Source organism: Nonomuraea sp. NPDC003201 (assembly GCF_053590415.1).
This window is the reverse complement of sequence record NZ_JBSFTC010000348.1, coordinates 1-10,729: the sequence shown is the minus strand read 5'-3', so window position 1 is coordinate 10,729 and position 10,729 is coordinate 1. Positions and strand designations below refer to the sequence as shown.

The window sequence follows — 10,729 nt, the reverse complement described above, 5'->3', positions numbered from 1 at the left end:
CCGCGGGCTGCTCCGCGGCCGGCTCCTGGGCGCGGGCCCGGCGCGGCGGCGTGTCCTGGTCGAGGGTGGCGTCGGGCGTGTCCTGCCAGGCCGCCAGCGGGGGATCGGGCCGGTGAGGCTGGGTCTGGTACGGGGCCGTCTGCTGGCGGGACGGCGCGGTCAGCCGCAGCAGCACGTCACGCATCGCGGGGCGGGAGCCGGGATCCTTGGCCAGGCAGGCCAGCAGGATCTCGCGTACCGGCCCGCGCAGCTCGCCCATGCGCGGCTCGTCCTTCAGGATGCGGTTGATCACCGCGGGCAGCGAGTCGTCCCCGAACGGCGGCACCCCCGTGGCCGCGGAGACCATCACCGACCCCCACGCGAACACGTCCGCCGCCGCCCCGCCCGCCTGCCCGGCGAGCTGCTCGGGCGCCATGTACGCGGGCGTGCCGACGAAGGTGCCGGTCGCCTTCACGCCGGTGCCGAGCGCCCCGGCGATGCCGAAGTCCACCACCCGCGGCCCGTCGGGCCCGATCAGGACGTTCGCCGGCTTGAAGTCCCCGTGCACGACCCCGGCCTGGTGGATGGCGTCCAGCGCGGTCGCGGTCGCCACGGCGAGCCGCTGCAGCTCCGCCCCGCCGAGCCGGCCGACCTGCTGGAGCGAGGGTCCGTCCACGTACTCGGACACGATGTACGGCCTGCCGCTGGTCGAGGCGTCGAGCACCTGCGCGAGGCAGAACGGCTCGACCTTGCGCGCGGCGGCGATCTCCGTGGCGAGGCGGCCGTCGACGGAGAGCCCCTCACGCAGCACCTTGACGGCGATCGGGGTTCCGTTGCGGGCCTGGCCGAGGTAGACGACACCATGGCCGCCCGCGCCGAGCCGACCGACCAGCCGGTAGGGTCCCACCGTTGCCGGGTCGCCCTCGCGGAGGGGTTCGACGTTGGGCATGAGGGGAGTGACTCCTGTGACGGCTGAGATCAGAACTCCAGCACCCTACTGGCAAAAGTCAAGAATTGTCAGAGATTAGGCTGATCAACTGGGAAGAAAGGGGTAAGCCGGGTGCACTCGCTGGAGGACTACGCCCGAGGCGTACGGGCCGGGTCCCGTACGTGGATCGCCCGCGCGATCACGCTGGTCGAGTCGACCAGGCCCGACCACAACGTCCTGGCGCAGCGCCTGCTCGTCGAGCTCACCCCGCTGTCCGGCCACGCGCGCCGGATCGGGATCTCCGGCGTGCCCGGCGTGGGGAAGTCCACGTTCATCGACGCGCTCGGCACGATGCTGACCGCGCAGGGCCACAAGGTGGCCGTGCTGGCCGTCGACCCCTCCTCCACCAGGACGGGCGGCAGCATCCTCGGCGACAAGACCCGCATGGCCCGCCTGTCGGTCGACCCCGCCGCGTTCATCCGCCCCTCGCCCACCTCCGGCACCCTGGGCGGCGTCACCAAGGCGACCAGGGAGGCCATGGTCGTCGTGGAGGCCGCCGGCTTCGACGTCGTGCTGGTCGAGACCGTCGGCGTGGGCCAGTCGGAGACCGCGGTGGCCGACATGGTGGACACGTTCCTGCTGCTCACGCTGGCCCGCACCGGCGACCAGCTCCAGGGCATCAAGAAGGGCGTGCTGGAGCTCGCGGACGTCATCGCGGTCAACAAGGCCGACGGCGAGCACGAGCTGCCCGCCAGGAAGGCCGCGCGGGAGCTGGCGGGCGCGCTGCGCATGCTCCGCTCCGACTCCACGCCGCCGCCGGTGCTCACGTGCAGCGGGCTCACCGGCGACGGGCTGGACAAGCTCTGGCGGCACGTGCTGACCCACCAGGAGTCGATCGACCTGGCCGCCAAGCGCCGCGGGCAGCAGGTCGGGTGGACGTGGACGCTGGTGCGCGACCGGCTGCTGTCCGAGCTGCGCCACGACCCCGAGGTGGCGGCGATCACCGAGGAGGTCGAGCGGGAGGTCCTGGCGGGCGAGCTGACGCCCGCGCTCGCGGCCGACCGGCTCCTGTCCGCCTTCAAACGCCCCTGAGACGGGAAGCACGCGGCGCGCTGGTCTATCCCAAATGATGGGATTGCTTTTAGAGTCGGCGTCAACACCGTCCAGGAGGTTCAGGCATGGCCAGCATTCCGTCCCTGCTGCGCGACCGGATCGCGGCGACCCCCGACGCGGAGGCGTACCGATTCCCCTCGGACGACGGCTGGGCCTCGCTGTCGTGGCGCGAGGTGGGCGACCGCGTGCGCGGGCTGGCCCTGGGGCTGGCCGGGCTGGGCTCGGGGCCCGGCAGGCGGGTGTCGATCCTCTGCTCCACCCGGGTCGAGTGGATCCTGGCCGACCTCGCGGTGCTGGCGACCGGAGCGGCCACGACCACGATCTACCCGTCCAACACGGCGGCCGAGTCGGCGTTCGTCATCACCGACTCCGGCAGCACGATCGTCATCGCCGAGAACGACGACCAGGTGGCCAAGCTCAGGTCCGTTCAGAGGGAGCTGCCCGACGTCACCCACGTCGTGGTCGTCGACGGCTCGCCCAGCGACGACGGCTGGGTGGTCACGCTCGCCTCCCTCAGCGGCGCGGTCGATGGCGAGGGCGACTACGACGCCATGGTGGACGCCATCGCCCGGGACGACCTGGCCACCCTCATCTACACCTCGGGCACCACCGGCCGCCCCAAGGGCGTGGAGCTGACCCACGACAACTGGCTCTACGTCTCCGAGGCCGTCCGCGGGCTCGGCATACTCTCCGAGTCCGACCTGCACTTCCTGTGGCTGCCGCTGTCGCACTCGTTCGGCAAGCTGCTGGAGGTCGTCATGATCGACATCGGCGTGCCGACCGCGATCGACGGCCGCCTCGACAAGATCGCCGAGAACCTCGGCGTGGTCAAGCCGACGTTCATGGCCGCCGCGCCGCGCATCTTCGAGAAGATCCACAACACGGTCGTGGCCACCGTGCGCCGTGAGGGCGGGATCAAGCTGCGCATCTTCGACTGGGCGAAGCGGACCGGCATCCGGGTCGTCAGGGCCCGCCAGCGCGGGGCGGACATCCCGGTCACCACCCGGATCGAGCACTCCCTGGCCGACCGCCTGGTCTTCGCCAAGCTCCGTGACCGGTTCGGCGGCCGGATCCGCTTCTTCATCTCCGGCGCCGCCCCGCTCTCGCAGGACATCGCCGAGTTCTTCGACGCGGCGGGCCTGACGATCATGGAGGGGTACGGGCTGACCGAGTCGTCGGCGGGCAGCTTCCTCAACCGGCCGGAGTCGGTGAAGTTCGGCACGGTCGGGCCGCCGCTGCCCGGCACCGAGGTCCGCATCGCCGAGGACGGCGAGGTCCTCATCGGCGGGCGCGGCATCATGCGCGGCTACCACGGGCTGCCGGAGGAGACGGCCGGGGCGCTGGAGGAGGGCTGGCTGCACACCGGTGACATCGGCGAACTCGACGAGGCCGGACGGCTGCGCATCACCGACCGCAAGAAGGAGCTGATCAAGACCTCGGGCGGCAAGTACGTCGCGCCCACGTACCTGGAGGGCCGGATCAAGGCGGCCTGCCCGTACGCGTCGCACGTCTTCGTGCACGGCGACCGGCGCAACTACGTCACGGCGCTGGTCACGCTCGACATGGACGTCGTCAAGCCGTGGGCCCAGGCCGAGGGGCTGCCGTCCGACCCCGAGGAGCTGCGCGAGCACCCGCGCGTGCGCGAGGAGGTCGGGCGGGCCATCGACCAGGTCAACGCCGACCAGGCCAGCTACGCCACGGTCAAGAAGTTCGCGATCCTGGCGGAGGACTTCACCGTGGAGACGGGCGAGCTGACGGCCAGCCTCAAGATCAAGCGCAAGGCCGTCGAGGAGCGCCACGGCAAGACCCTCGACTCCTTCTACGACGGGTGAGCGATCCCGCCGTGATCTCCCACCTGCCGGTGCGGCCGAGGCACTGCGACGCCCAGGCCATGATGCACGCCTCCCGCTACTACGAGTACATCGAGGACGCGTTCCTCGACTGGATCGGGGCCCGTGGCGGCTACGACCGGCTCCGGCGGGAGGGTGCCGACCTGGTGGTCAAGGCGAGCGGGTGCGAGCACCACGCGCCCGCCCGCCTCGGCGACGTGCTGGCCGTGGAGAGCGCGCCGGCCAGGGTCGGCACCACGTCGATCACGATGACGTTCACGATGCGGCGCGGGGACGAGCTGGTGGCCGTCGGCACGGTCACGTACGTGTGCGTCCGCGACGGCCACCCCGCCCCGCTCCCCGCGATGCTCACAGGGCCTCCTTCGTCGGTCCTGTAAGCATTCACTCCGTTCGCTCACAGGACCCGCTTCGCCCCCGGCAGCGACCGCACCAGGTACGCCAGCGACCAGCACAGCGGCAGCGCCACCACCAGCATGATCGCGAACTTGACGACCGCGACCGCCTCCAGCGGGCGCAGCGCGTAGCCGATGGCGACCAGCACGAGCGGGTGGATGATGTAGACGGTGAAGGCGTGGTCGGACAGGAATCGCCCGCGCGGCCCCTGCTCGGCGAACCGCTCCCGGAAGAGCACCGCCAGCCCGATGATCATGCTGACCGCGAAGGCCGACTCCCAGGTGGCCGTCAGCGCCGACGAGAGCTGCCCGCCGGTCATCCGCGAGAGCGGCAGCAGCACGGCGCTCGACACGCCCGCCACGACGAACCCGAGATGCCCCGCCCGCGCGGGCAGCGTCTCGAACCAGCCGCGCCTGAAGGCCGCGCACCCGAGGGCGAACATGGCGACGTACTGCGGCAGGAAGTCCGGCGTCGGCAGCCCGAGCACCGGCACGTACGTGCCGGTCGGCACCGGGATGCGCCACAGGAACGTGGCGAGGGACAGGCCCAGGACGAACAGCACGACCGACCGGAGCCGCAGCGGCTCGGGGCGCGGATCGGCCGCCGGTCGCCGGCTCCGCCACCACGCGTACACCAGCGCGAAGACGATCAGCACCTCGGCGAACCACATGGGCCCCGGGTCCCACGAGCCCAGGTAGTACTGCCAGTAGGGCAGCTCCGGGCGCTGCGCGAGCCCGCCGAAGTTCACCAGCGGCCGCAGCAGGACGAGGAAGACGAGCAGCGGGATGCCCAGCCGAACCAGCCGGTCCCGCACGAAGGCGCGCGAGCCCTTGCGGTCGTACGAGCCGGGGGTGAAGAAGCCGGAGATGAGGAAGAAGAACCCCATGAAGAACGCCTGGTTGAACACCACCAGGATGTCGAGCGCGACCCCCGACGGGTCCTTGGCGGGCTCGGTGTAGAACCACAGGGGGATGTTCCCGTACGTGACCGCGGCGTGGTGGGCCACCACCAGCGCGGTCAGCACGATCCGCAGGTTGTCGATCGAGTGGAGCCGGGTCCTCGGCTCGGTCTTCATATCCTGCATGCCCTTTCGAAGAGGTCGGCGAGTTCGCGCGCGTGCGCGTCGAGGTCGTGGTCGGGATAGGCGGCCCAGTAGCCGAACATGCTGTCCATGGCGGCCGACACCGAGACGGACATGACGCGGAGGTCGAAGTCCCTGAACTCGCCGGTGCGCTGCCCGAGTTGGAAGATCATCTCGATTGCCCGGTAGATCTCCTCGCTGGTGTGCACGCCGTAGCGGGGTTTGCCGTCGGCGCCGCGCAGGTTGTTGAAGATCTCGCCGAGCGCCAGGATCTTCGAGCGGTGCTTGCGCATGTGCGCGGCGTTGGCGACGAAGTACGTCCGCAGCAGGGCGCCGGCCCCCTCCACGCCCTCCATCGCCGCCAGCACGTGATCGGCGGCCTCCGTGTAGGCGCGGGTGACCACCTCCTCCATCAGTTCGTCCTTGCCGGCGAAGTGGTAGGAGATGACGCCCTTGCTGATGCCCGCGTGCTTGGCGATGCGCGCAAGGGACGCCTGGGCGAACCCGACGTCGGCGATCACCTCCACGGCCGACGCCACGATCTGCGCGCGCCTGGCCTCTTCGATGAACGAACGGCGCTTCTGGCCGTCCGGTTCAATTTCTGACCGCATGGCCAAAATTTAACACATGCGGCCAGAAACGGCGACGCTCGTCGCCTCGCGCCTCAGCTCAGCCGGGACCGGTAGACCGCCCTGGCCTGCTCCAGCAGGGACACGTGGTCGCCGAACTGGTAGACGCCGGTCAGGCGGCCGTACTGCCTGATGAGCTCCTCCAGCAGGTCGAGCCACTCCAGGCACCACACGACGTCCTCGCGCCGGGCGACCCGCCGCCCGTCCACCTCCACGTAGACGGGGCTGGTCAGGGCGTACCCGGTGGAGGCCAGGGTGCGGGGGTGCCGGTCGCACAGGACCTCGGCCACCACGTACGTGGACGCGTCCATCGTGAGGTCGGCCGTCGCGATCAGCGGCTCGTCGAGGGCCCGCCCGGGTTCGTTCGTCAGCCGCGCGGCCCGGGCCCGCACGCCCTCCGCCGTGCGGATGCGCACCGCCGCGACCTCGGGGCCGACGGCGGTGGCCGTGACGCGGACGAGCTGCCCCGCGCGGGCCTGGATCACGTGGCCCGGGCCGTGACCGCCCACCGACAGCTCCAGCCAGGGGCCGGTGGTGGCGAACGTCCGGCCCGCGCGTACGGCCGCCGCGAACGATCTGGCGGTCAGCGCGCCCTCGACCCGGGCGTAGACGCGGGCCCAGCCCGGCGGGTTCGACTGGTTGTCGGAACGGGTGAAGGAGATCATCGAGTCCGTGCCCGCGGTCACGGCGAGCCGGTTGCCCGCGCCGATCAGCCGCCGGTACACCGCCGCCGTGGACGGGATCGAGGCGTTCGTGAGCACGTCGAGGCTGTCCACGAGCCCGAGCGCGACGTCGGCGACCAGCTCACGGGCGGAGCAGTTGAGCCACATGGACGACACGATGCCCTGGGGCGGGTCGCCGTCGGCGATCGGCGTGCGGAAGGGATGGCTGTAGCCGACGAGCGCGCCGAGCCCGCGCAACTCCCGCAGCCCGTCTGCGTTGGGCGGCCAGTCGGCGTCCCCCGCGAACCCGGTGTGGAAGCGGCCGGGCGCGGCGCGCGGCGCGAACGCGTAGACGTGGCCGAGCAGGTCGTTGCGGTATTCGACGCCCATCCTGGCCACGTGCGTGGCGTCGGACCACGGCAGGTCCACGTCCGTCCAGTGCTCCAGGGCCTCGCGGTCGTGGATGCGCCGGCCGGAGACGTTGCCCGCCAGGAGGTTGAGCACGTGCAGGTCCTCGCCGTGCTGCGCGGCGGCGGCGTCCGCGGGCGCGCCGACGAGGTCTCCCGCCCAGTTGAGGTGCACGTGCATGTCGCCGCCGTACCAGCCGCGCGCGGCCGCGTCGTAGACGCGCGGCGGGGCGAGCTCGACCAGGCGCTCCTCGCCCGGCTGCGGTTCGAGCTCCAGGCTGGCCTCGCCGTACTCCATGCCCCTGGCGACCGTGATCGTCAGGGGCACGCAGGGGACCTCCAGGACTATGTCGTCGCCGTGGAAGTAGGGGCGGCCGTGGTAGTCGTACCGGCTGGGGGTGTCGCGCGGGAACCAGCCGCTGCCGTCCTCGCTCGTCACGCTCCACCGGCACGGCATCCCCGCCACCAGCCGCAGCCTGGCCGCCTGGGCGGGGCGCAGGAGGGTGTCCAGCTCGATCCGCACGCCGTCCACCATGACCGAGCTGTCGTGCACTGCGCACATACGCGCCCCTCTCTGTCGCTCGCGCGCCATCGTGACATGGGCCACGAAAGGCGAGCCCTTGAGAGAAGTGCCAGGGATCGGAAACCTTGTCCTGGGGAGAAGATCTGTACTTCTGAGTATTCCCTCAGGCGCACTGAATCGTCCTGATTGGCGCTCGTGTCTGAATCTCGATGCTTAGCCCTTGCGCTAACTATTGCGGGGCCCCTTGACGGGGTCAGCCAGGGACCCGGCTCGCCGGAGGAGGACACCGGCGGCGGATTCACCCGTGGCGGCTGGCTCGTTCCCCACATGGACGGGACGTTCGTCCGGCGCGCCTCCGACTGGCTCGACCTCGCCGACGGCCTGCAGATGGACACGCTCCGCCTCGTGATCGCCCCCGCCGTCGTCCGGACCGGCCGGCGGCCGCTGACCGGCGTGGGCGCTCCGTCCGGCCTCCGCCTGCTCCACCACGAGGCCACGCCGAACGGCCTGCTGCTCCTGGAGTACGAGGTGACCGGCCAGGCGCGCCAAGGCGCCTACGAGGGCGTCGCCGCCCTCACCTGAACGGCGCTACCGGGAGGCGGCGCGAGGACGATCGCGGGGCGGGACGGTGGCGACCATGCCCGAGGTGCGCACCTCCCACACGCCGCAGGCACACCGCAGGTAGGAGACCGTGCCCTCGGAGGTGCGGTGGGAGGAGACGACGGCCAGGGCCAGGGGGTCGTGCAGGTGTCCGGAGTGCATGCTTCCAATCTGCTGTAATGGCCTTATGCATTTCAACGCTTACGGCGGCAACGGGGCGGCCCTCGCGGCGGAGCTGGTGAACGCGACCGACTTCAGTCCCGAGGCGGTCGAGGCGATCCTGACCGAGCACCGCCTGGTTCGCACCGTCGTCACGGCCGAGCAGGCCGAGGAGCTGCGGGTGTGGGCGGGGCGGCTGTCGCCGGTGTTCGGGGAGCGGGACCAGGACACGCAGATCAAGCTGATCAACGATCTGCTCGACGTCACCGCGTCCAAGCCGTACGTCAGCGCGCACGACGGGCGCGAGCCGCACCTGCACTTCTTCGACCCCAGCGCGGACGTCGTGTCCAGGGCGAAGGACACCACGGCCGGCGGGCTGGCCATGGCCATGTCGTTCGCGGGCAGGCACCGGCTGGGGCGGTGCGACCGCGACGGGTGCGAGATCGTCTTCGTCGACACCTCCCGCAACGGGCGGCGCCGGTTCTGCTCTCCCGCCTGCGCCAACCGGGTCAACGTCGCGGCGCATCGGGCGCGTGGCCTTGCGAGGTGATCGAGGGGTCGCGTACTCTTTGGGCGTCTTATCGCCGAGCCCTGGGGGCAGCTGACGTGAGGATCTGAGGTCGCGGGCACCGCGCCGTTCCGCCCTGTCGTGGGCATGCGCGCACACCTGGACCTCCTGGCGATCCTCGTCGCCCCGAATCCTCTGCTTGTGTTGCGCGCGTTTGCGGTGATTTCCCGCCAAGTCACGAAATTTCGATCTTTGTGACGGGAGCCGCCTTATGTCTTTTTCCATTGTTGTAGATCACGTGTCCTTCGGCTGGCCGGACGGCACCAAGGTGCTCGACGGGCTCGACGCCGCGTTCCCCGCGGGACGCACCGGGCTCATCGGGACCAACGGGTCGGGCAAGTCCACCCTGCTGAAGATCATCGCGGGGGAGCTGGCCCCCCGGCCCGGATCCGTGTCCGTCTCCGGCGAGATCGGATACCTGCCGCAGAACGTCCCGCTGGGCGCCGGCCGTACCGTGTCGGACCTGCTGGAGATCAGCGCGACGCGGGCGGCGCTGCACGCCATCGAGAGCGGGGACGTGGCCGAGGAGCACTTCGCGGCCGTCGGCGACGACTGGGACGTCGAGGAACGCGCCCGCGCGGAGCTCGACCGGCTCGGGCTGGACCACGTCGGGCTCGACCGCACGGTCGGCACGCTGTCCGGCGGCGAGACCATCATGGTCGCGCTCGCCGCCCAGCTGCTGAAACGGCCCGAGGTGCTGCTGCTCGACGAGCCCACCAACAACCTCGACCTCGACGCGCGAGAGCGGCTCTACGCCGCGGTCGCCGCCTGGCCGGGCGTGCTGGTGGTGGTCAGCCACGACCGCGCGCTGCTGGAGCTGGTGGACCAGATCGCCGAGCTTCGCGACGGCGCCGTGCGCATGTACGGGGGCAACCTGAGCGCCTACGAGGAGCAGGTCGCCGCGGAGCAGGAGGCCGCCCAGCGGATGGTACGGACCGCGGAAGGCGAGATCCGCCGCCAGCAGCGGGAGCTCATCGACGCCCGCACCCGGATCGACCGCAGCCGGCGGGCCGGCCGGAAGGCGTTCGAGAACAAGAAGGCGCCGAAGATCGTCGCCAACGCGCTCAAACGGAAGGCCCAGGTGACGGCGGGCAAGCAGCGCAACCTGGCCATCGAGAAGCTGGAGGAGGCGCGCGGGCGGCTGACGGAGGCGGAGCAGGCGGTGCGGGACGACGCGGAGATCCGCATCCAGCTGCCGGGCACCGAGGTCCCGGCGGGCCGCACGGTCCTGACCCTCCCCCTGGCCCCGCCCCCGGGCCAGGGCACTCCCGAAACCGGTGCCTTCGAGCGGCGTCGCGTGCCGGAGGACCACGAGGTCGGTGAGGAGGAAGCGGAGGGCGATGTGCGCGGCGTGGTGCTGGAGACGCTGGTGGTGCGCGGTCCCGAGCGGATCGCGTTGCTGGGCCCCAACGGCTCCGGCAAGACCACGCTGCTCAAGCGGATCGTCGAGCACGGCGCCCACGTCCCGGTGCGCTACCTGCCACAGCGCCTCGACCTCCTGGACGACGCGCTGAGCGTGGTGGACAACGTGCGCGCCGTGGCCCCGTCCGCCTCCGTGAACGACGTCCGGGCCCGCCTGGCGCGCTTCCTGTTCAGGGGCGAGCGGGCCAACCAGGCCGTCGGCACGCTGTCGGGTGGCGAGCGCTTCCGGGCGACGCTGGCCGCGCTCCTGTCGGCCGAGCCGCCGCCCCAGCTGCTCCTGCTCGACGAGCCGACGAACAACCTGGACATGGCCAGCGTCCGCGAGCTCTCCCAGGCGCTGAACGCGTACCGGGGGGCGCTCGGGGGGGGGGGGGCCGAGGGGGGGGTGCGGGGGTGGGGAGGGGGGAACCCGGGG

11 protein-coding genes are annotated in these 10,729 nt (G+C 71.5%); 6 read left to right on the top strand and 5 right to left on the bottom strand.

The genetic code is table 11. The features are described 5' to 3' along the window. Positions 1–928, bottom strand: a 928-nt coding sequence (locus ACWDX9_RS53305; RefSeq protein ID WP_449969748.1) for a serine/threonine-protein kinase, incomplete at its 3' end; no start/stop codon positions are given. A gap of 111 nt (positions 929–1,039) precedes the next feature. On the opposite strand from ACWDX9_RS53305, the gene meaB reads away from it, so the two are divergent. The 3 genes from meaB (at position 1,040) to ACWDX9_RS53290 (ending at position 4,247) form a co-directional block, all read left to right on the top strand. Further along, positions 1,040–1,999, top strand: a complete 960-nt coding sequence (gene meaB / locus ACWDX9_RS53300; protein WP_185073237.1) for a methylmalonyl Co-A mutase-associated GTPase MeaB — start codon at positions 1,040–1,042, stop codon at positions 1,997–1,999. 86 nt (positions 2,000–2,085) lie between these two features. Further along, a complete protein-coding gene (locus tag ACWDX9_RS53295) occupies positions 2,086–3,852 on the top strand; it encodes an AMP-dependent synthetase/ligase (RefSeq protein WP_449969745.1) in 1,767 nt (588 codons plus the stop codon). After that, the gene (locus ACWDX9_RS53290) at positions 3,849–4,247 is read left to right on the top strand and encodes an acyl-CoA thioesterase (RefSeq protein WP_449969742.1); all 399 of its coding nucleotides are present in this window, start codon (positions 3,849–3,851) and stop codon (positions 4,245–4,247) included. Before ACWDX9_RS53295 ends, ACWDX9_RS53290 begins: the two co-directional genes overlap by 4 nt. 17 nt (positions 4,248–4,264) lie before the next feature. On the opposite strand, the gene ACWDX9_RS53285 is transcribed toward ACWDX9_RS53290, so the two are convergent. Genes ACWDX9_RS53285 through ACWDX9_RS53275 form a run of 3 tightly spaced genes read right to left on the bottom strand, consistent with a single transcriptional unit; the run spans position 4,265 to position 7,604 of the window. Next, positions 4,265–5,338: an acyltransferase family protein gene (locus ACWDX9_RS53285; RefSeq protein WP_449969740.1), complete on the bottom strand. Its 1,074-nt coding sequence runs from the start codon at positions 5,336–5,338 to the stop codon at positions 4,265–4,267. After that, entirely contained in the window at positions 5,335–5,955 is a 621-nt protein-coding gene (locus tag ACWDX9_RS53280; protein WP_363964086.1) for a TetR/AcrR family transcriptional regulator, read from the bottom strand. Before ACWDX9_RS53280 ends, ACWDX9_RS53285 begins: the two co-directional genes overlap by 4 nt. A gap of 53 nt (positions 5,956–6,008) precedes the next feature. Then, on the bottom strand, positions 6,009–7,604 hold the full coding sequence (locus ACWDX9_RS53275) for a CehA/McbA family metallohydrolase (RefSeq protein ID WP_449969739.1): 1,596 nt from the start codon (positions 7,602–7,604) through the stop codon (positions 6,009–6,011). A gap of 288 nt (positions 7,605–7,892) precedes the next feature. Between ACWDX9_RS53275 and ACWDX9_RS53270 the strand changes: the two genes are divergently transcribed. Beyond that, positions 7,893–8,147, top strand: a complete 255-nt coding sequence (locus ACWDX9_RS53270) for a hypothetical protein (RefSeq protein WP_449969737.1) — start codon at positions 7,893–7,895, stop codon at positions 8,145–8,147. 6 nt (positions 8,148–8,153) lie between these two features. On the opposite strand, the gene ACWDX9_RS53265 is transcribed toward ACWDX9_RS53270, so the two are convergent. After that, the gene (locus ACWDX9_RS53265) at positions 8,154–8,327 is read right to left on the bottom strand and encodes a hypothetical protein (protein ID WP_397366244.1); all 174 of its coding nucleotides are present in this window, start codon (positions 8,325–8,327) and stop codon (positions 8,154–8,156) included. A gap of 25 nt (positions 8,328–8,352) precedes the next feature. Between ACWDX9_RS53265 and ACWDX9_RS53260 the strand changes: the two genes are divergently transcribed. Together ACWDX9_RS53260 and ACWDX9_RS53255 are read left to right on the top strand one after the other, a co-directional pair. Beyond that, a complete protein-coding gene (locus ACWDX9_RS53260) occupies positions 8,353–8,874 on the top strand; it encodes a CGNR zinc finger domain-containing protein (protein ID WP_449969734.1) in 522 nt (173 codons plus the stop codon). A 229-nt stretch (positions 8,875–9,103) separates the two neighbouring features. Next, a partial coding sequence (locus ACWDX9_RS53255) for an ABC-F family ATP-binding cassette domain-containing protein (protein ID WP_449969732.1) occupies positions 9,104–10,729 on the top strand: 1,626 nt, incomplete at its 3' end.

Bases quoted from the DNA above. Each gene is read 5' to 3' on its own strand.
- ACWDX9_RS53295 (WP_449969745.1), top strand. From the start codon at position 2,086: ATGGCCAGCATTCCGTCCCTGCTGCGCGACCGGATCGCGGCGACCCCC.
- ACWDX9_RS53285 (WP_449969740.1), bottom strand. From the start codon at position 5,338: ATGAAGACCGAGCCGAGGACCCGGCTCCACTCGATCGACAACCTGCGG.
- ACWDX9_RS53280 (WP_363964086.1), bottom strand. From the start codon at position 5,955: ATGCGGTCAGAAATTGAACCGGACGGCCAGAAGCGCCGTTCGTTCATC.
- ACWDX9_RS53275 (WP_449969739.1), bottom strand. From the start codon at position 7,604: ATGTGCGCAGTGCACGACAGCTCGGTCATGGTGGACGGCGTGCGGATC.
- ACWDX9_RS53270 (WP_449969737.1), top strand. From the start codon at position 7,893: ATGGACGGGACGTTCGTCCGGCGCGCCTCCGACTGGCTCGACCTCGCC.
- ACWDX9_RS53265 (WP_397366244.1), bottom strand. From the start codon at position 8,327: ATGCACTCCGGACACCTGCACGACCCCCTGGCCCTGGCCGTCGTCTCC.
- ACWDX9_RS53260 (WP_449969734.1), top strand. From the start codon at position 8,353: ATGCATTTCAACGCTTACGGCGGCAACGGGGCGGCCCTCGCGGCGGAG.